The sequence below is a fragment of the Geofilum sp. OHC36d9 genome (assembly GCF_052400685.1).
Lineage (GTDB): Bacteria > Bacteroidota > Bacteroidia > Bacteroidales > Marinilabiliaceae > CAZHHH01.
In genome coordinates this window covers 304,668-326,427 of record NZ_JBQTGJ010000002.1, presented here as the reverse complement: position 1 = coordinate 326,427, position 21,760 = coordinate 304,668, and the positions used below count along the sequence as shown (strand labels likewise).

The 21,760-nt window shown below is 41.5% G+C and carries 15 protein-coding genes and 1 tRNA gene; 5 read left to right on the top strand and 11 right to left on the bottom strand.

Going from position 1 to position 21,760, the window contains the following annotated elements; translation table 11 throughout:
• Positions 1-213 precede the first annotated feature (213 nt).
• Together hemG and ACT3CD_RS04100 are read right to left on the bottom strand one after the other, a co-directional pair.
• A complete protein-coding gene (gene hemG / locus ACT3CD_RS04105; protein ID WP_444643205.1) occupies positions 214-741 on the bottom strand; it encodes a menaquinone-dependent protoporphyrinogen IX dehydrogenase in 528 nt (175 codons plus the stop codon).
• A 34-nt stretch (positions 742-775) separates the two neighbouring features.
• Positions 776-1,441, bottom strand: coding sequence for a hypothetical protein (locus ACT3CD_RS04100; RefSeq protein WP_444643203.1), 666 nt, complete (start codon positions 1,439-1,441; stop codon positions 776-778).
• 477 nt (positions 1,442-1,918) lie between these two features.
• Here ACT3CD_RS04100 and ACT3CD_RS04095 point away from each other — a divergent pair, with 477 nt between their 5' ends.
• From ACT3CD_RS04095 to ACT3CD_RS04080, 4 genes are all read left to right on the top strand, one after another.
• Entirely contained in the window at positions 1,919-2,446 is a 528-nt protein-coding gene (locus tag ACT3CD_RS04095) for a phage tail protein (RefSeq protein ID WP_444643201.1), read from the top strand.
• Positions 2,447-2,538: 92 nt separating this feature from the next.
• Positions 2,539-3,063: a phage tail protein gene (locus tag ACT3CD_RS04090; RefSeq protein WP_444643199.1), complete on the top strand. Its 525-nt coding sequence runs from the start codon at positions 2,539-2,541 to the stop codon at positions 3,061-3,063.
• Positions 3,064-3,391: 328 nt separating this feature from the next.
• Positions 3,392-6,283 (top strand): cadherin domain-containing protein, encoded by a 2,892-nt coding sequence (locus ACT3CD_RS04085; RefSeq protein WP_444643197.1) that lies wholly within the window; start codon positions 3,392-3,394, stop codon positions 6,281-6,283.
• Positions 6,284-6,893: 610 nt separating this feature from the next.
• Positions 6,894-10,517 carry a PAS domain S-box protein gene (locus ACT3CD_RS04080; RefSeq protein WP_444643195.1) on the top strand — a complete coding sequence of 1,208 codons (3,624 nt, stop codon included), beginning with the start codon at positions 6,894-6,896 and terminating at the stop codon, positions 10,515-10,517.
• 595 nt (positions 10,518-11,112) lie between these two features.
• Here ACT3CD_RS04080 and ACT3CD_RS04075 read toward each other — a convergent pair.
• Positions 11,113-11,184, bottom strand: a tRNA-Arg gene (locus tag ACT3CD_RS04075).
• Between the two features lie 59 nt (positions 11,185-11,243).
• On the bottom strand, positions 11,244-12,140 hold the full coding sequence (locus tag ACT3CD_RS04070; protein WP_444643194.1) for a D-hexose-6-phosphate mutarotase: 897 nt from the start codon (positions 12,138-12,140) through the stop codon (positions 11,244-11,246).
• 197 nt (positions 12,141-12,337) lie between these two features.
• Between ACT3CD_RS04070 and leuS the strand changes: the two genes are divergently transcribed.
• Positions 12,338-15,121: a leucine--tRNA ligase gene (gene leuS / locus ACT3CD_RS04065; protein WP_444643192.1), complete on the top strand. Its 2,784-nt coding sequence runs from the start codon at positions 12,338-12,340 to the stop codon at positions 15,119-15,121.
• Positions 15,122-15,219: 98 nt separating this feature from the next.
• Here the strand turns inward: leuS and ACT3CD_RS04060 are convergent, their stop codons facing one another.
• From ACT3CD_RS04060 to gdhA, 7 genes are all read right to left on the bottom strand, one after another.
• Positions 15,220-15,699: an ExbD/TolR family protein gene (locus ACT3CD_RS04060; RefSeq protein WP_444643190.1), complete on the bottom strand. Its 480-nt coding sequence runs from the start codon at positions 15,697-15,699 to the stop codon at positions 15,220-15,222.
• Between the two features lies 1 nt (position 15,700).
• Positions 15,701-16,279, bottom strand: a complete 579-nt coding sequence (locus tag ACT3CD_RS04055) for a biopolymer transporter ExbD (protein ID WP_444643188.1) — start codon at positions 16,277-16,279, stop codon at positions 15,701-15,703.
• 62 nt (positions 16,280-16,341) lie between these two features.
• Positions 16,342-16,788, bottom strand: coding sequence for a hypothetical protein (locus ACT3CD_RS04050; RefSeq protein ID WP_444643186.1), 447 nt, complete (start codon positions 16,786-16,788; stop codon positions 16,342-16,344).
• A 9-nt stretch (positions 16,789-16,797) separates the two neighbouring features.
• Positions 16,798-17,622, bottom strand: coding sequence for a MotA/TolQ/ExbB proton channel family protein (locus ACT3CD_RS04045; RefSeq protein WP_444643184.1), 825 nt, complete (start codon positions 17,620-17,622; stop codon positions 16,798-16,800).
• 360 nt (positions 17,623-17,982) lie between these two features.
• Positions 17,983-19,008 (bottom strand): asparaginase, encoded by a 1,026-nt coding sequence (locus ACT3CD_RS04040; RefSeq protein ID WP_444643182.1) that lies wholly within the window; start codon positions 19,006-19,008, stop codon positions 17,983-17,985.
• 4 nt (positions 19,009-19,012) lie between these two features.
• Positions 19,013-19,786, bottom strand: a complete 774-nt coding sequence (locus tag ACT3CD_RS04035) for a TatD family hydrolase (RefSeq protein WP_444643181.1) — start codon at positions 19,784-19,786, stop codon at positions 19,013-19,015.
• A gap of 396 nt (positions 19,787-20,182) precedes the next feature.
• A complete protein-coding gene (gene gdhA, locus ACT3CD_RS04030) occupies positions 20,183-21,520 on the bottom strand; it encodes an NADP-specific glutamate dehydrogenase (RefSeq protein WP_444643179.1) in 1,338 nt (445 codons plus the stop codon).
• Positions 21,521-21,760: the final 240 nt, after the last annotated feature.

Below are 21,760 nucleotides of genomic sequence, written 5' to 3'. Positions count from 1 at the left end.
GAAACCGGGAGTCTGCTTTAGTGCTGGTTTATCATCTTGTTAATGAGTTGCTGCTGAGAAAGATAGGGTTAGTAGATTGTCTGTGGTTTAAGTGTTTGAATTATAAAGTTAAAAAACAAGGCTTGCAAAGTCATAAAAATTAAGGCGTTTACTTTTCGTAAATGACTGTTTTTATGACAAGCGTAACGCATAAGTTGACTTTGTAGACAAACATTAGTTAAGACTTATTTTAGCGGAAAAGTTTTTAACCTTTTCCCAGTCTGTATATTCAATCGGTTTTTCAGATTTTGTCGGGCCTTTTGTGATTTTCATAATCAATTTAATCATTAACCTATCTATTAAGGAATATGCATCATAGTCCAAGCGTCCAGCAAAAACATCTATTATTTTAGGACTCCAATTCAGTCGCTTAAAATATTTTGAAATATAAGGATTGCTCTCAGGTGTATTTTTGTTACTTTTTCTTGCCACTAAATTCACCGAAAAGAAAGCTGTATCAATTTGTTCTAATTCGGTTTTGTGTCTTTGAATAAACCGTGTTACTTTTTTACTGTGTTTCCCGTATCTGATACTCGCTCCAATAATCAATTTTGAATATTCAGATATTGCATCAGTAAACAACGAAATCTCAATTATGTCTGTCTTAAATCCTGAGTCTTCAAGATGTTCAGCAATTCGTTGACAAATTTTTAATGTCTGTCCGTCGGTAGTAGAATATACTATTCCTATTTTTTTGTCCATTTTAATCAATCAGTAATGTTTGTTGTTAAACGGTTTATTTATTTTGATGTTCACCCAACCAGTTATCGTAATTTTGAAGGACCGATTTAATGGCTTTGAAATTGGTGTTCGCGGGTATTAATTGAATGTACTGATTGTCAATACCTGCTTTTTGTAACAGGTCATGCATGTTTTTAACTTCCTCTTTAGTCCTCACCGGGATCACGTCTCCTGTTGGGCTGATTAGATACCATTCGTTGTTTTTTTCTGGCTTCTCATTCAGCGGGTGCATTGTCTTGTTGGGCGATAGAAACGAAAATTTGTAAAGGCAAACAGCGCCTTTGTATTCTAGTTTCAGAAATCGTTCGCGACCTTTGTCGGTTTCTACAATGCTTTTTAATGACAGTTTAAATGAGGTAAACGTAATGGTCTCATTTTTATATGAAAATTCAAATTGTTTGATTTGCTTCGGACCATATGTTTGCCATTGCTCTTTTTTCCCGTTTTTGAAATGTACCTCCTGATGAAGCATCTCTGAGTCAAATCCCGAGAGGTAATAGGCATTGGTAGAAAAGTCGTGTGTTGGCAAATTAATCCAGCCTTTTATGGTGTCGTTTTGGTTGTTGATGATGAATCCTTTGGCTTTTCGCGCAAGCACATTCGGACATGCTATTAGCAGGGAGGTCAGCAACAAAAAACTAATTCGTGCACTTGTTGTCATGTCTTCTGATTTTTATTTTATTTCGATTTAAAGATAAACCTATTTAAGCGAATTATTGATCAGCTGCAAAAATCATGTTTTTTTTGTCGTATTCCGCAATGACTTTTATGGTAAAGAAATTTCTACATGTCAATTGAAGGGAAAAGGCTGATTTTGAATTGAACTATTTTTAGAAATACTCCCCACTCATTAATGTTGATTCTTCACTCAATATTTGTGTCTGTTCGCGCAATTGGTTTGTCATGCCTTTAGGTTTATTGTTCCTTTATAATACTACAGAATGTGATTCTTGGAGTTTCAATGGCTTTATTGGTTAATTATCGCCTGCCCATAAAGTCGGGAGTTTGGCTTTAAAGTTCAAATTTAAGGTCTGCGCAGTACGTAAAATGTAAGTCTACTGGTTCCGGTTATTATTTTGAGAGCAAGCGTACTGTGAAGGTGGAATTTTTATAGACAGGTTCATTTTAATTTTCAGTTATGGATGAAGCTTTTATTGGTTCCGTGTTCCTTTTTTCGGGAACGTATGCGCCGCGGGGATGGGCTTTTTGTAATGGACAGCAAATGGCCATTAATAATAATCAGGCGCTTTATTCTATTATAGGAACCACTTATGGTGGCGATGGTATTAATTATTTTACTTTGCCTGATTTGCGTGGTCGTGTTGCAGTGCATGCGGGACAAGCCCCGGCCTTGCAACCAGTTGCTTTAGGTCAGAAACTGGGAACCAACACCAATTCGTTGACGGCCTCTCAAATGTCGTCGCACAGCCATACGTTATATGCCAATGCTACTTTGTCGGGTAGAAATGTGAAATTGTTACCAACCAATAATTTTGTTTGTCAAAATCAGGATGGAACAGGCAATTTTGCCCCAACTGCTGATGTTGAAATGAACACTGCTTCGGTGGGCATATCAGGCCAAAATCAGCCTGTTAATAATATGCAACCTTCGCTTGGGCTCAATTATATTATCTGTCTTGAAGGTATTTATCCACCCCGAAGTTAGTTCGTGATCATAAGAAAATTTAAGTGTTTGATAAGTGATGTTCAGAATCAAGACTTACACAGCGCGAAAAAATTAATATAAATAATAGAGTTATGGAAGCATTTTTAGGTACCATAATACTTTTTGCCGGCAATTTTGCCCCTCAGGGATGGGCTTTTTGTAACGGACAACTACTCCCGGTGGCACAGTATTCTGCGCTGTTTTCTTTGCTGGGGGAAGTCTACGGCGGCGATGGCAGGGTCACTTTCGGATTACCGGATTTACGGGGGCGGGTGCCCGTTCATGTCGGGCAGGGAGCGGGGTTACAGACGGTCTATCTGGGGCAACAGATTGGACTTAATACCAATACGCTGACTACCTCACAAATGCCGGCTCATAATCATAGTTTAAATGCCAATGCCACTTTGGCGGGTAGAAATGTGCAATTGTTGCCATCCAATAATTTTGTTTGTCAAAATCAGGATGGAACAGGCAATTTTGCCCCTTCTGCTGATGCTGAGATGAACACTGCTTCGGTGGGCATATCAGGCCAAAATCAACCGGTTAATAATATGCAGCCTTCGCTTGGGGTGAATTATATTATCTGTCTTGAGGGCGTTTATCCGCCCAGAAGTTAGTACGTATCAGCAATAAAATTCAAGAGCTTGATACGAAATGACCGGATTTGCAGCTTGTGAAGTTATGAAAGAAGGGGGTTGCTTTTCTAAATGACTGTTTTTATGGCAAGCGTAACGTAGATGTCGGACTTTATAGGCGGACTCTGTTTAGTTGGCCTTTTTGTAGACAAAGGGGCCGTCTGTTCTCTTACCATTACCATGCTGATGATGTGAAGAGACCTTTTAATTAATGATTAACATGTGAAACGAGCATGAGAGTGGTCCCTCACAAAGGTGAATGATTATCCCTGTGAGTTTCATGTGACCTTAACAAATTAATTATTAACACATGAAAAAAAAATTTACAATATTAAAGAAAGTGTCAGAGAAGCCTCCGTTTGGAGGTATTTCTGAATGTGCCGTTAATGAAGAAAACGAAGAGGTAATATCCCATTTAAAGAAATCATTGTTTCCTGGAATTCTTTTTGTTTTGTTTTTTTTACCGGCCGCCTTGGTTACGGCGCAGTCAACGGTGACTGTCACAGGTGCAGCTACAACAGGAGTGGGTGCCAATGGAACCTATTCGTATGTCGGCACTACCAATGTGGACGGTAATGACCGAAGGTATTTTGATCATAATGATGCCGGCAGTACCTACCGGATTGAATACCGTTATAATGATGCGGAATCTGTGTATGAATGGGATATTTGGGAATCTACAGGTCGGGGAGGTTCTGGAACTGTGAGATATTATAATTCCAGTCCAGACATAACTATTCCAGATGGTGCATGGGAGACTGATATGGCAAGTGGTGTAGTTACTGTTTCTTATAATATGAATAATGTGCCAACCGATATTTCGTTATCTAGTTTCGCTATAGATGAGAATGTATCTGCCAATTCATCTGTTGGGACATTTAGTACCACCGATGCGGATGCCGGCGATTCACATACCTACTCTTTGGTTTCAGGAAGCGGAGATACCGACAATGGTTCTTTTTATATTAGTGGCAGTGATTTACATATTATTCCCAGCCCCGATTACGAAACTAAAAATAGTTATTCCTTTAGGATTCAGACGTCGGATGGAACCGATTCTTATTCAGAAGCATTCACGGTGTATATCAATAATTTGGATGAAACGCCAGTAATCACAGCTTTGCAATCATTCAGTGTTGATGAAGATGCTGCAAATGCAAGTTCGGTAGGAACTGTTCTTGCAACCGATGCTGATGCCGGTACTTCTTTTAGTGCCTGGACAATTACAGCCGGTAATGAAGCTGCTGTTTTTGCATTCAATGCCTCAACCGGAGAGATAACTGTTGACGATAATACCAACTTAGATTACGAAACTACCACGTCCTATACGTTAACCCTCACAGTCAGTGATGGGGTCAATACTTCGGCTGCTGAAACAGTATCTATTAATGTTACAGATATAAACGAGGCAACGCCAGTAATCACAGCTTTGCAATCATTCAGTGTTGATGAAGATGCTGCAAATGGAGGTTCAGTAGGAACTGTTCTTGCAACCGATGCTGATGCCGGTACTTCTTTTAGTGCCTGGACAATTACAGCCGGTAATGAAGCTGCTGTTTTTGCAATCAATGCCTCAACCGGAGAGATAACTGTTGCCGATAATACCAACTTAGATTACGAAACTACCACGTCCTATACGTTAACCCTCACAGTAAGTGATGGGGTCAATACTTCGGCTGCTGAAACAGTATCTATTAATATCACAGATATAAACGAGGCAACGCCAGTAATCACAGCTTCGCAATCATTCAGTGTTGATGAAGATGCTGCAAATGGAAGTTCAGTAGGAACTGTTCTTGCAACCGATGCTGATGCCGGTACTTCTTTTAGTGCCTGGACAATTACAGCCGGTAATGAAGCTGCTGTTTTTGCAATCAATGCATCAACCGGAGAGATAGTTGTTGATGACAATACCAATTTAGATTACGAAACTACCACGTCCTATGTGTTAACCCTCACAGTAAGTGATGGGGTCAATACTTCGGCTGCTGAAACAGTATCTATTAATGTTACCGATATAAACGAGGCAACGCCAGTAATCACAGCTTCCCAATCATTCAGTGTTGATGAAGATGCTGCAAATGCAAGTTCGGTAGGAACTGTTCTTGCAACCGATGCTGATGCCGGTACTTCTTTTAGTGACTGGATAATTACGGCCGGTAATGAAGCTGCTGTTTTTGCAATCAATGCATCAACCGGAGAGATAGTTGTTGATGACAATACCAATTTAGATTACGAAACTACCACGTCCTATGTGTTAACCCTCACAGTAAGTGATGGCGTAAATATTTCGGCTGCTGAAACAGTATCTATTAATGTTACAGATATAAACGAGGCAACGCCAGTAATCACAGCTTCGCAATCATTCAGTGTTGATGAAGATGCTGCAAATGCAAGTTCGGTAGGAACTGTTCTTGCAACCGATGCTGATGCCGGTACTTCTTTTAGTGCCTGGACAATTACTGCCGGTAATGAAGCTGCTGTTTTTGCAATCAATGCATCAACCGGAGAGATAACTGTTGCCGATAATACCAACTTAGATTACGAAACTACCACGTCCTATACGTTAACCCTCACAGTCAGTGATGGGGTCAATACTTCGGCTGCTGAAACAGTATCTGTTAATGTTACAGATATAAACGATACGCCCCCTGTGATTGCCGGAAATCAACAGTTCAATATTTTGGAAACGGCTGTCCAAGGTGCTGAAGTGGGGAGTGTCCTGGCTACTGACGCTGATGGTAGCACAATGGTTTTTAGTATTATCTCCGGGAATATTGCTGAGGCATTTACCATAGATAATGATGGTTTGTTAATGGTTAATAGCACTCTGAACTACGATGTTTTATCGCAATACGTGCTTGCAATATCGGTTTCCGATGGCGTTAACAGCAGTAACGAGGAAGTGGTTGTGAATGTGATGGAAGATACTGGAACCGGGGTGTTGATTTCTGAATCTTCAGATTCGAATTTCACTGTTTATCCTAATCCTGCCAGCGATTTGCTTTATACCAGTCTTGATGGAGAGTTGTTAAAAGAAGGGACTCTGGATATTTTCTCTGTCGATGGAATCAGGGTTTGGCATAGGGCTAATTATCTGGTCGGTCAACCGGTGGCTGTAGGATACCTTAGAGCTGGTGTTTACTGCGTTATTTTTACGTTGCAAGGTCAGTTGCATGTGCAAAAGGTTGTGATTAAATAGTCACTGCGCATAAAGCTGGGCATTTGTTTATTGAGTTCAAATTTAAGGTTTGTGGCGTCATTAAAATAAAGGCGTTCTTTTTCGTAAAATACTGTTTTTATGGCACGCCTAATGAAGTCGTTGACTTTATAGACAAATATTAAATAACCCTTTTGTCGGGTACAGTTTAGGGGAATCCCTTTCCGTTATAGGTTGGAAAGGGATTTTTTGTGCCGCCCTTTAAGCAAAACAATTTGCTCTTAATTTCCTTGTATAGAAGAAGTGATTGGTCGAAGTGTTATGTTTGAAAATTATGGATAATTTAGGAGTGAATATACAATGTCAAAAAGCATTTTTTGGGCTTTGTCAAAAATGTAAATGAATTTTTGTATGTTCGAACTGTCGTTTATGGTGCTCATGTTTTTTTAGTACTAAAATTAGTGATGGCCCATAGAGTCAGAGGTTGGCTGGGGGTTTCAAATTCACGGCTTTTGTCGCACAAAAAATGTGAGTATTGTAAAGATGAAGTTTTATTGTCGATAATTTGTTGCACTTCGCTTTAGCTTCTTCCCGTTTTATTTCTCATGTTTTTATTGGAGTTAATGTGCAATTTTTGAAAGGATTAGAGGGTATGGAAAATAAGAGAGAGTTGGGTTTTCTTCAGAAGTCGCAAAAAATAGTGGCCGGCATTAAGAAACGTGTTCTTAATGTATTTCCCAAAAACAGAAGTCAGCGTTTTATTGAACCTGATTTGTTGAGGGTTTCCGGTTTACTTAATGAAATGGGCGTTGGTATTTTTTATCTGTCCGAATTTGAAATTGTAAAGTACAATGCCGTTGGTGAGTCTTTTTTAGGGATGGCACGTGATTCTTCCGACTTACTTGATTTTTGGGATCTTCCGTGGCGCTATTTCGATGAAAATAATAAAAGAATCAGACAGGATAAGCACCCCGTTTGGTTGTCGCGTGAAGACGAGATTAATATGGAGCAGACGCTACGTATGGTTAATGTGAATGACCAAAGCGTACGTTGGGTTAGGTTCTATTGTGTGCGAGGACTCAATATTGACAAGCCCGCCTTAGGTTATGATATGATGGTGGTGATGAAGGATGTCTCTCCGCAGATGGGTAAAATGGAGGAATTGGATTCAAGTCTTCAGCTTAATCGAATTGCGGTGGATATCTCAAATCGACTCCTGAGCTTCTCAATCGATGGGTTAGATGATAGCTTTTCTTATGCACTCGGGCAATTGGGCCGTTTTACACAGGTTGATTACTGTTCTTTGTTTCGTTATAATGCCGATGAGGCGTCTTTTTCATCTATTCACGAATGGTATGCTGAGGGAGTCAAGTCATTGATGCAGGAACGCCAGATGGCACCTTTTTCAGTATCCCCGGAATGGGTGCGCAAAATTAATATTGGTGACGTCATTTTTGATACAAGCATAAGTGCAACAGCGAATTCGTTGCCGAAGGAGTCAGGAGGGCAGTCTGCACAGTCAAGGCTAATAATACCTGTTTCTAAGGGCGATAAAGTCGTTGGCTTTTTAAGTTTTAATACGTTGGAACAGGTCAAAGTTTGGTCCGATTCTCAAATTGGAATACTTAAGCTTGTGGCGGTAGCTTTTGGTAGTGCTTTCAGACATTTTAATGCCTATAGTTCGCTTCGGAAAAAGGAGGAAGTACAGCGCAGCATCCTCGAAAGTACCAATGCAGTGGTGGTGATTTTGGATGGTGATGGCATTTATCATTACGGTAACAATGTAGCATATGAGCAGCTTGGTTTGTCGGCTGGTGAGCTGACCGGAAAATCAATTTATGAGATGCTGCCCGAAGAGTCTGCCTATAATATAATGATGAATATCAGGCAGGTCATTGTGGCCGGAAGGGCAACGTCGTTCGATTGGCAAATGGTGTTGCTTGAGCAGAAGCGTTGGTATCATGCACGAGTGCAACCGTTACTGGGAGATGAACGCAATATTTCGAAAGTTTTAATTTATGCCAATGATATCCATGAGCAGAAGATGGATGAGTTGAGACTCGTGCAAACTGTTAATCATGTTAAGGGGATTCATGCCATGGGGCGGCTCATTCTAGAGCGGTTTAACAATTCAGATGAATTGTTTCGGGGTGTTATTCTTGAACTTAACAGGATCATTTCTTCTCGGTATGTTTTGTTGTTCGAAATCGATCCTGTTAAACGGTTAAATGTTTGTAAACTGTTTGTTTCTGATGGAGTTGTAAAACAGAATTATCCGTCATTTAGCTTTAACGACGGAGATTTGATCTCTATTTTGAATGACGAAATTGTTATTCGTGAACTCCGTCCTGACGATCTTAAAAACGAAGCAGAAAAATATGCTTTTGAGAGGGGGATTCGCAGTGCTTTAATGGTACCCGTGAAACAAACTGATCTCCCTGATCTCACGATTACTTTATTGTCTGAAAAAGATCATTATTTTACGAATGACCATAAGCGAGTGGTTGCCGATGTGGCCCAATTGATCCAGATTGCTGTGCGCCAAAAGGAAATGAGTGATAGGCTGTCCCGCTATAATAATGATTTGGAGCAGGAAGTAGCCCGACATACCAGGGAAAAGGATGAGCTGGCCCAGTTATATCGTGCTGTAATTGAAGCATCTGGTGTTATGGTTATTACCATGAATCAGGATGGGTTAATTACTTCTTTTAATCCAAAAGCTGAAGAATTGTTGGGATACAATATGGCTGAGGTAGTTGGTAAATACCATATCACCGATTTGCATCAACCCGATGCGTTGAAGAGGGCTCTTGATGAGGCTCAAATGATTGCGGGAAAACAATTCTCCAATGAATTTGAAGCTTTGGTTTATCTTGGGGATGCTAAATCAAAAAATGATATTGAGTATGCTTATCGTTCCAAAGACGGACGTGTCATTCCTGTGATGATGACGGTTGGATATCTTCCCGGTCCCGGAAAAGCATTCTATTTTGCCATAGCGATGGATTTAACCGGACACAAAGAGGCTGAGTATGAGCAGAAAGCTCAACTTACGGCATTCAATACGTTCTTTTATCCAATGGTTTTGACTGATATGAAAGGCGATATTGTGTGGGCCAATCGTCAATACATGGATTTGTCGGGCTATTCTTTTAATGAAATGAAAGGTCATAAAGTTGGCGAATTGCAAGGTTCGGGGGAACAAACGCCGGCTTTTTATGAAGAGATGTGGAACACCTTACGACAAGGAGAAGTATGGAGAGGAGAATTGATTAATAAACGCAAAGATGGAACGCGGTATTTTGAAGAGTTAACCATTTCGCCCGTTAAAGACGATGATGGAACGATTCATAATTTTCTTGCCATTAAGGTGGATATCTCCGAAAAGAAAAATCTTATTGAGAGTTTGGCCAAGTCAAACCGGTTGTTTAATGCGTTGGTCGACAGTTTGCAATGGGGCTTGTGGCTGGAAGATAGTTCTCACAATGTTTTGGTGTTTAATAAGCGGGTATTGGAGCTCTTTAATCTTGATGTTTCAAACAAAAATTTAAATGACGATACTATTAAAACTGTAAGAGAAGAAATTTCTGCACAGTTGGTTAATCCTGATGGTTACAAGAGTCGCATTGAACGTTTGTATACCAAGGACGTTGAGGCGTATAATGATGTTTTGCAGTTTGTTGATGGTCGTATTTATGAACGCGATTTCATCCCTGTCAGGATGAATGATAAAGTCATTGCCTATTTGTGGCAGTTTCGCGATATCACCCAACGGCGAAGGGATGATATGTTGGGTTTGATACATCGTCAATTTGGGCTTAATGCAGCTGCTTTGCTTGATTTGGATGAGGTGATTATGCTTTTTCTGAACACCATGAGAAAACTGGATGATGTTACGGGCGGGGCATTCTATTTACCTGATCCGGAACAGCCTGACACTTTTACCATGAGGCAAAGCCTGGGGCTTACATCTGATTTTATGTCGCAGATAAGGGATCTTAGAAGTCTGAATTATAATGATGATTTCCTGAAAAGTGGAGAGATCATTTACCGTAAGTATAAACCGGGTGAGCAGACCGGCGTATTGCTGGGAACTCCGTTTCATAAGTCAGCCGCTCATCCGGTTATTCACAATGGCGTGTGTCGTGGTGTGGTCATTCTGTTTTCCATTGAGCCTATCGAGTGGACGCACAGCAGGCACACCGGTGTCTCTGCTATGGTGGCGCACCTGGGTGCGGTATTAACACGGGTATTACATGATTCCAATAAATTGTAACCATTACTTAGAGTCTGTCCATAAACTAAGGGTTTAAAATATAAAGTTCAAATTCAAGGCTTGCGAAGTCATGAAAATCAAGGCGTTTACTTTTCGTAAATGACTGTTTTTATGACAAGCGCAACGCAGAAGTTGACTTTATAGACAAACACTACTTAGGGCCGGTTTTATTTTTAGTGTCCGGGTTTTAAATCAGGAACAAGGAAAGCCGCGTTTCGTTTTCGTTCTGTAACCGGAAGCAACCCCATTGTAAGTTGAAGCAACGCAAATGTAAGTTGAAGCAATGCAACTGTAGCTCGAAGTGCTTGAAGTTTTAATTTTTATAGTAGCTTGATTCAAAATTCCGAACCCGATTCTTTCGAACTATAGAATGTAGCACCAGGGGAGGAAGATAAATAACCGGAAATTGCATCCTTCATGTTTGAATTTGGCTGCAACTTTGTGTATGGACCTTTAAAGCAAGTCCGTTTAGTTTACGATTAAAACAGAGCCGAAGAGGTCGGCACTTCGGCGCCTTTTTTGTTTCGTTGTCCGTATTTTGAATGGTGAGGAATGAAAAAAGGATTCTATCATTTCTGATAAAATCCTTTTTTTGTGATCCCGACGGGATTCGAACCCATATCATCAGAACCGGAATCTGACATTCTATCCATTGAACTACGGGACCGGTTATTTCAGACTGCGAAAATAGTCAAATTTCTTAAATTGCTCCAATGTTTTCTCATATTATTGGGCGGTAATACGCAAACTCATGACGAACAATGAGGCTGGCTCAAGCGTGATGGCGTTGTGCAGAACATTGGCTGTCTCAACACAAATGAAATGCAGATAATCCTGATTTCCCAAATCCGGCATGCCAGCGGCCACTTCCGACCAGGGATTCCAGACTACGGTGCTGCGGCTGCCGTTTTTGTTAATTGATATCTGGCGTTGCAACGTTTCGTCAATAATGGTACAACTGGCTTCCGTGTCACTGTATATGCGATCTACTTCACGTTCAATTGTTATGGCGTGCAGCTCGCCTGCAAATGGCTCTTCTGATCTTATTTCTTCCAGATACGGGACGTTTTCTAATCCGGTTACCTTTATTTTATTGATGTCGCCGATGTTAAAATAGGAGTGAAGCGCACTGGTGAAGGTGAATGGTTTATTATCATTGTTTTGAATGTGCCATTTCACCGTTAGTTCCTTTCCAATAATAAATTCAATTTCAGTGCCGAAGGCATAGGGCCACCATTGACGCGATTGTGCATTATCGGTTAGAGAAAGAACCAACCTGCTGGCGCCGTCAACCAGTTGTTCTGCCGACTTAACGGTCCAGTTCATCAACCTGGCTAATCCATGTTTTGGGTGGGAAGGGGCATCTTGTTGTGTTCCGAACCACGGGAAACACAGCGGAATACCCCCACGGATAGCTTTCCCTTCTTCAAAATCGGACAGGCTGCTCACAAATAAAACTTCTTTTTTATCGTGAGGTTTAAATGAGAGTATTTGTCCGCCATACAACGAGATGATGGCAGTGGCGTAATGGTTGGCTATCGCGGCTACTTTTAGTCCGTTTTCTTCCTCAAACACGATTGTCTCTGATATTGAAAACTGATTGTTAAGTTCTTGCAAAGTCATTATTTCTTTGTTTTGGTTTAAAGCAGCCACTTGTCGTGGCATTGCCCGTGTTGATTGAAAAACTTTTTTTAAATTTGCAGGTTCACAGCAACGTTGAAATATTTGAAAATCTCCGACTTAATTCTTTTTTTTAATCTGAATTGTTGTGAATATTCCGTTTGTTAATAATTGAATAAAAATAGACAATATAACCGGTTATGGAATACAATTTTAAGGAAATAGAACAGAAGTGGCAACAGTACTGGATTGATCACAATACCTATAAGGTAGAGGTTGATTCGTCCCGCCCTAAATTTTATGTGTTGGATATGTTTCCATATCCTTCTGGTGCCGGATTACATGTAGGCCATCCGCTGGGATATATTGCGTCTGATATTTATAGTCGTTACAAACGGTTGAATGGTTTTAATGTATTGCACCCCATGGGATACGATGCTTATGGCCTGCCGGCCGAGCAATATGCCATCCAAACGGGGCAGCATCCGGCTGTGACAACCGAAAAAAATATAGCGCGTTACCGTGAACAACTCGATAAAATAGGTTTTTCATACGATTGGAGCCGTCAGGTTAAGACGTGCGATCCCGAATATTATAAATGGACGCAGTGGGTCTTTATTCAGTTATTTGAGCATTATTATGACAACGATGCCGATAAGGCACTTCCAATATCGAGTCTGGTTGAGCGGTTTGAAAAAAATGGCACATCGGGGATTAATGCTGCACAGACTGAGATGTTGTCGTTTACCGCCGATGACTGGAACAATAAAACGGAACGGCAGCAGCAGGAAGTTTTGTTGAACTATCGGTTGGCCTATCTGGCCGATACAATGGTAAATTGGTGCCCGGCATTGGGAACGGTGCTGGCCAACGATGAGGTTAAGGATGGTTTCAGCGAGCGGGGCGGATATCCCGTTGAGCAGAAGCGCATGCGTCAGTGGTTACTGCGTGTTTCGGCCTATGCCGAAAGGTTATTACGCGGCCTGGACGCCATTGATTGGAGTGATTCTTTAAAAGAGATTCAACGCAACTGGATCGGACGGTCTGAAGGGGCAGAAATGATCTTCAAGGTTAAAGATTCCTCCGTTGAGATGAAAATTTTTACGACGCGGGCCGATACGGTTTTTGGCGTTACTTTTATGGTGTTGGCGCCCGAAAGTGAGTTGGTTCCGCTGATCACCGTTCCTGAACAGAAAGCGGAGGTTGATGCTTATCTTGAACAAACCAAAAAACGTACCGAGCGGGAGCGACAGGCTGAGGTGAAAAAAGTGACCGGCGTTTTTACCGGTGCCTATGCCATCAACCCTCTGACCAACGAAGAAATTCCTGTATGGATTAGTGATTACGTGCTTGCAGGATACGGAACGGGTGCAATAATGGCGGTGCCGGCACACGACAGCCGTGACTTTGCCTTTGCGCGCACCTTTAATCTGCCTGTTCCGCAAGTGGTTGTGCCGGAGGGAGAGGAACCTGCTGACACCTCTGGCTGGAACGATTCCATTGATTCCAAAGAAGGAACTCTGATTAATTCCGGTTTTTTAAACGGTCTTTCTGTTGCGGAGGCCATTGCCAAAACCAAAAAGTATATCGAAGAAAAGGGAATCGGGTGCGTTAAGGTTAATTATCGATTGCGTGATGCTATTTTTAGCCGTCAGCGTTATTGGGGTGAGCCATTCCCGGTTTATTATAAAGATGGGATGCCTTACATGCTGAGCGTTGACGATCTGCCGCTTCAGCTTCCTGAGGTTGATAAATATCTCCCGACTGAAAAAGGGGAGCCGCCATTGGCGCGTGCCAATAACTGGCAAACAAAAGATGGTTATCCCATTGAGGTCAATACAATGCCGGGTTTTGCAGGCTCATCTGCTTACTATTTGCGGTATATGGACCCGCATAACAATGAAATGCTGGTTAGTCCCGAGGCGAATAATTATTGGCAGGATGTCGATTTGTATATAGGAGGAACCGAACATGCTACCGGGCACCTTGTTTATTCCCGCTTCTGGAATAAGTTTTTGTTTGACATGGGACTGGTTTGTAAAGATGAGCCTTTTAAGAAACTGGTTAACCAGGGTATGATACAGGGACGTTCCAATTATGTTTATCGCATTAAAGCGTCAAATAAATTCGTTTCGCTTAACTTAAAGGACCAATACGATACCATTGAGGTGCACGTGGATGTCAATATTGTGCACAACGATATTCTGGATCTGGAAGCTTTCAGAAACTGGAATCCGGAGTATAAGAATGCGGAATTTATTCTTGAAGATGGCAAATATATTTGTGGCTGGGCCGTTGAGAAGATGTCGAAATCAATGTACAACGTGGTGAATCCTGATACCATTGTGGCCGATTATGGCGCCGATACATTGCGTCTGTACGAAATGTTCCTCGGCCCGCTGGAGCAATCCAAACCATGGGATACCAATGGAATTGACGGTGTCCATAAATTTTTGCGTAAGGTATGGCGCCTGTTTTTTGACCGTGAGGGAGGCTTGATCATAACCGACGAGAAACCAACTGCTGACGAGTTAAAAGTGTTGCATCGCACCATTCAGAAAACCGCCAACGATGTGGAGCGTTTTTCGTTTAACACAGCCGTTAGTTCATTTATGATTTGTGTGAATGAACTGAATGATTTAAAATGCCATAAGCGGGCCATTCTGGAACCTTTGGTGATTCTTTTAACACCTTTTGCACCTCATATTGCCGAAGAACTTTGGCACAAACTGGGAAATGACACCTCTGTTTGTGATGCTGAATGGCCTGAGTTTAAGGCCGATTATTTGGTGGAAAACTCGGTGTTGTATCCTGTTTCTTTTAATGGTAAGATGCGGTTTAAACTGGAATTGCCGGCTGAAATGAAAGCCCCGGATATCCAGAAAGCTGTACTTGAAAACGAGCAGGCTCAGAAATGGATCGATGGTAAATCGGTGAAGAAGGTGATTGTTGTTCAGGGTAAAATTATAAATATTGTACTTTAGTAATACGTGGTAATTGCCTGAAAGGGCATTACCACGTGAGCACAAAAAAAGCTGTTTCGATTTTCGAAACAGCTTTTTTTATGCTCAGTCCTTTATTATTAATTAAAGGCCAGTTTGTCAGTTGCCCGGGATGAGTAATTGATTTTTAAAGCTTGTGCACGTCTTAGTGCTTGCTTAATATCGGTGATTACACCCATCGGACAGTCATAGTCTGCTTTAATAGAGACCTGCATTAATGGGCGATCATTTTCTTTCATCAACTCTCTTTCCTGTACAATGTAACTTTGGATATCGCTCACAGTTGCGAATTGGTCGTTTAGCTGTATGCGCGGTTCAGAACCAAATTTGCTTTGGTATTGACGCATTGGAACACCCACATAGATGTATGTAACCAATGATTTTTTCTCCAGTTTAGCCACTTCTGTTGCTTCCGGGGATTTAATCATCACTTTCATCTCCACCTCTTTCATGGTTGTAGTTGTCATAAAGAAGAACAGCAACATGAAGACGATATCGGGCAGTGAGGCTGTGTTAAGAGCCGGTAAACTGTTTCCTTTTTTCTTTCTGAATTTTGCCATTCTAGTTTCCTCCTACGTTACGTGGTTCTGCTTCAGATATTTTTTGTGGATAAATATCTCTGATCGCATCCTGTTGTTCCTCATCCAACTCACTGAATGTTTTGTTGAACTTCTTTTTAGCCAATTCGTCACGTAATTCGTTATAGGCTGCCTGAAGTTCATTTTGAACAGCAAGATAAGTCTGGTATTGAGTTCCCCGGTCGTTTTGCAGTGAAATAACTGCATTTTTGGTGACCGGAATGACACCAAAGAAAGGAACCTCAATTTCTTCCTTTTCAGGAAGCGTTGCAAGGTTTGCTGGATTTTCAATGAATTCCTTTGCCGCTTCTCTTAAGTCTTGTAATGCCATCGGTTGCTTTTCAACAAGCAACTGGTTGTTGGCATTAATCAGAACCTCGAATACGTTACGTTCCCGAATTGGAGGAGGTGTATCCTCTGTATCCGGGAGTGGCGGTGGCAACATACGTGCCAGACCTGTATCTGTATCCATGGTCGTGGTCATCAAAAAGAAGATCAGCAATAGAAACGCGATGTCGGCCATTGACCCTGCATTGATTTCCGGTATTGCTCTTTTAGACATAGATTACTTTTGTTTTATAAGTGTTACAGGGGCAGTCCTGTATACTGTCCGTTTTTCTCTTTTTAGCGGAAAATTCTTGACACTTCAGAGTAAAGAATCGCTACAATGAGGATTCCAACTAGAAAGTAGGTAGAATAAAGGAACATGTCAGATAACAAAAGCATGGAAGCTACGTTGTCTGTTCCTTCGTATCCGGGTAATACAAGCGGAGTAGGATCGCCTATGCTGTATGATATGAAAACAATAACAGCGAGTACGGCAATACTTATTAACGACCGCATTGCATTTTTGGGTTGAAGAACAAGACTTATTATTTCAAACAAAATGGTTATGCCTGCTGTCAAAAAAACCAAAACAATACCCCAGTTCAGGAAAAGATCGGTGTAAACAGGTGTTTCATAAGCTGCACCTTCAACATCTCCACCAAAAAAGAACATTCCTGCAAAAACAAGAGTAACGCCCAGCAGGGCTATTAACACTATGTTCAATATCTTTGATAATTTGTTCATAATGTGTGCTTATTTTTTCAGGTTATATTTTACCAAAATGTCCAGTAGAGAGATTGATGCATCTTCCATAGTGTTTACCAACCCATCAATTTTTGATACGATGTAGTTGTAGAATACCTGAAGAATGATGGCTACAATCAAACCGGCAACGGTTGTAATCAAAGCAACTTTAATACCTCCGGCTACTGCAGTGGCCGAAATTTCACCCATTGCCTGGATGTTATCGAAAGCACCGATCATACCAATTACAGTACCCATGAAACCAAGCATAGGGGCTACGGCGATGAATAATGAGATCCAGGTTAACCCTTTTTCCAAAAGGCCCATTTGTACAGAACCATAGGAAACAACTGATTTTTCCGCAACGTCAATGCCTTCTTCAAAGCGATCGAGCCCTTGATAGAAAATGGCTGCAACAGGCCCGCGGGTGTTACGGCAAATTTCTTTTGCTGCTTCTACGCCGCCATCCTGAAGTGCGTTTTCAATGTTTTGCAGTAATTTTTTGGTGTTCGTTGAAGCCAAATGAAGGTAAATTATCCTTTCAATACATAAGGCTAAACCAAAAATTAATGCCAACAATACGAAGCTCATAAACATGGCTCCACCTTCGATGAATTTTGCTTTGATTTGTTTATGGATACCTACTTCTTCTGCTGCGGCAACTTCTTCGTCAGCCACCCCTTCAACAACGGCAGCAGTAGCTGCTTCTTCAACAACCGGCTCTTGGCTTTCTTCTGACTGATTTACAGCAGCAGCTTCTTCCTGAGCAAAAATGGCTGATGCACCAAAATTCAGCATCCCAAATACTGCCAATAACGCAAATAGCTTTTTCATAATGTGTTCTTAGTTTGAATTTGTATTGGTTTGTTAATACTCAATAATAAATTTTATCTCTGTTTGTTAACGAATATTGAAAGCAAAAATAAAAGTATCCTTAACGAAAAACAAATATTTCATTTTGCATTTTACGTTAATTGATGTTCTTACATATCTTTGCGGTTCTGCTGGTTACATGTTAAGATGTTGTTGTGTAGATCTTTAAATTAGATAATGCATGGTATTACTTCTTTTGTCTGTATACATAATTTATAAACCTTTAACGATAGAGTGAAATGTTAAGTTTTGTAACAGACTGAATAAAAGTAAATTTTTCATGACGGAAAATTACTAAAAATTTATATTGAAGTAACAATTTTATAATGTAATTTCTCCTTTCAGCGATTTGCTCATTTTTTGTCGTACATCGTCGGTGGTGTCGCAGTTGGCTAATAGGTACATTAATTTGGTGACTGCGGCTTCGGTGGTGATGTCGTGACCGCTGATAACGCCCAGTCCCGACAGATGAACGCCGGTTTCGTAACGCCACATTTCGACACTCCCGGCCAGACATTGCGTAACGTTAACAATGATTAGACCTTTTCGTGCAGCATTTTTTAGTGCGTCGAGAAACCACTTATGAGTAGGTGCATTACCCGAGCCATACGTTTCCAGAACAACCGCCTTGATGCCTTCTGCCTGCAGCAGACCGTTGAGAACCCACGGCGTGATGCCAGGAAATATTTTTATGAGTGCGATGGCTGTATCCATTTTTTTTGAGGCATAGAAATGGCCCTCTTCGGTGGCATAACGTATGTAGGGGTAGTTGTATTTAATGTGTATGCCTACTTCTGCCAACGCCGGATAGTTATCCGACCGGAAAGGATGAAAATGCTCTGCATTGTATTTGGTGGTACGGTTGCCACGGAATAGCTTGTCCTGAAAGTAGATGCAGACTTCCGGAACCAACGCACGATCATTTTTTTGAGCCGCAGCTATTTCAAGGGCAGTGAGCATGTTTTCCTTGCCGTCGGTACGGACGGTTCCCATGGGTAACTGGCTGCCGGTGAGAATGACTGGCTTATTGAGATTGTGAAGCAGGTAGCTTAACGCACTTGCAGTATAAGCCATGGTATCGGTGCCATGCAGAATAACGAAACCTTCGTACTTTTCATAGTTGTCTTCGATGAGGGTGGCCAGTTTAACCCATATTTCAGGATTCATCATCGACGAATCGACCGGTGGCTCAAATGAAATGCTGCGAACCGTAAAGTCGAATTTTTGTAATTCGGGTACGCGATGATAAATGTTGTCGAAGTCAAAAGGCACCAGCGAATTGGTGTCCGGATTGTTGACCATGCCGATGGTTCCGCCTGTATATATTATGAGTAGCTTTCTTTCCAATGTTTTAGTGTATGGTGTTGTTAAATATGGTTTGCGCGTTGCGACTGGTGCTTTTGATGATTTCGTCCGGTGACACGTCAAAGGTTTTAGCCAGTGTGTCACAAATATTTTTCAGATATGAGGGTTCATTTCGTTTGCCCCGAAAAGGGACGGGAGCCAGATATGGCGCGTCCGTTTCAAGAACCAGCCTGTCGTAGCCCAATGGTATTAATGCTTCGCGTAGCGTTGTGTTTTTAAAGGTGACAACGCCGTTAATGCCTAAACAGAAACCAGGCATATCTAAAATACGCCGGCCTTCGTCGGCCGTTCCGGTGAAGCTGTGGAATATACCTCTTAATTTTGTGGTGTCGTGTTGTTCTATGATCTCCATCGTTTCAGCAAAGGCTTCGCGCATGTGAATCACAACCGGAAGGTCTTTTTCTATGGCCCATTTTATTTGGGTGGCGAAAACTTCTTTTTGTTGTGTCAGAAAAGTTTTATCCCAATACAAATCCATGCCTATTTCGCCAATGGCTGCAAATGAACGTTTGGAGAGCCATTCTTCTACAACGGCCAATTCATCCTTGTAATGGCTGTTTACGGATGTGGGATGCAGTCCCATCATGGCATGACACAGTTGCGGCCACCCGGCTTCTGTTTGCAACATCCGGTCGATGCTTTGGCTGTCGATGTTAGGCAGCATAATTTTTTTGATTCCTATGCTCAGGGCTCTGTCAATCATCTCCGGACGATCGGTGTCAAATTCTTCTGAATATATGTGTGAATGGGTGTCAATCATTTTTTAGTTTCAATTTTCAGAGTGTATTTGGTTTTGTATTGTCTATTGACGTCCTAAAGTTAACTAGTATCAGTAAGAAAACTTAAGTGCTTGATTAAAAATGTTCAAATTTGAGGCTTGCAAAGTCTTAAAGAGTGAATTTACTGGTGTAAATGACCACTTTGAGCACAAGTCTAACCCACGGGTGGATTCGATAGAATAAATAAGTAACCACGGGTTTAACCCGTGGTTAGAAAGAATTTATCATCAATTTTATGTAACAGACTTAGGCTGCATTTTATTTCTGATAAATTGTTTTACGCTTGTTCTTAGACTTGTTTTTGCTGCTGTTATCCGTCTCCTGCCGTGATGTTAAGTCACCTCGGTTCGGATAAATCTGGTAATTACGTCTGTTTGTTAAACAATACCTTGCGCCATCATGGCTTCGGCAACTTTTACAAAGCCGCCAATGTTGGCGCCTTTCATATAATTTATTTTTCCATCAGGTGTTTTTCCGTATTTAACACAGGTGTTATGAATATTGATCATAATGTGCTTTAATTTCTCATCCACTTCTTCGCGCGTCCACGATAACCGCATGCTGTTTTGGCTCATTTCAAGTCCTGAAACGGCAACCCCGCCTGCATTAACAGCCTTGCCCGGCGCAAATGTTATTTTTTCGGTGGCCAGTATTGCCGCATCGGCGGTACAACCCATATTAGAAGCTTCTGCTATAAGCTGACAACCGTTTTTAATAAGTGTTTTGACATCTGTTTCGTTCAGTTCGTTTTGTATGGCACATGGAATTGCAATATCCACCTTTTGTTCCCACGGTTTTTTCCCGGCAAAGAAGGAGACGCCAAACTGTTCGGCATAGGGTTGAACCACGTCGTTGTTGCTGTTACGAAGCATGAGCATATAATCAATTTTTTCGCCGCTGATGCCATTGGGGTCGTAGATGTAGCCATCTGGACCTGAAATGGTTACAACTTTGGCTCCGAGTTCAACGGCTTTACTCACAGCGCCCCATGCTACATTTCCGAAGCCTGACACAGCGATGGTTTTACCGGCTAATGACTCTCCTTTTAGCGCCAGCATTTCACGAACAAAGTAGATGGCGCCATAACCGGTGGCTTCGGGACGAATGACGCTGCCACCAAATTCGCGCCCTTTACCGGTGAATACGCCGGTGAATTGGTTGCGTAGTTTTTTGTACATGCCGAACATGTAGCCAATCTCTCTGGCACCCACGCCAATGTCACCTGCCGGAACGTCGGTGTCAGGTCCTATATGCCGGAACAGCTCACTTATAAAGGCCTGGCAGAACCGCATTACTTCACCGTCGGATTTGCCACGCGGGTTGAAGTCGGAGCCGCCTTTGCCGCCACCCATGGGCAAGGAAGTCAGACTGTTTTTGAATGTTTGTTCGAAACCCAAAAATTTCAGGCTGCTGAGCGATACGCTTGAGTGAAACCGAATGCCGCCTTTGTATGGCCCTATGGCGGAGTTGAATTCTACTCTGAAGCCTCTGTTTACCTGTACTTCGCCTTTGTCATCAACCCAGGGTACACGAAACATGATTACTCTTTCGGGTTCAACCATGCGTTCCAGTATTTTTGCTTTTTGATAGCGTGGATTCTCCCGGTAGAAATCCCATACTGTCTCAACAACTTCCTGAACCGCCTGTAAAAATTCTTCTTCGCCCGGGTTTTTCCTTTGTACTTCATTAATGAAGACCTGCATCTTGCTATCCATGGTATTATTCAGTTTTAAAGGTTTTGTTATTTCAAAAGTATAAAACTTTTAAAGATCACTCTGATAAATTGTAAGTTTTTTACGATGTATTTGTACGTGTGTAATTTTTTGTTTGTTAATTACTTGGTGTATATTTGATCTAGTTTTATGATTAAAATCATGTATTAAATGGTGTGTTCTTTGAAAATTGAAAGTCTGTTTGCTTGTTTGGAGCGGAAATTATTGAGTAATCCTTTGTAT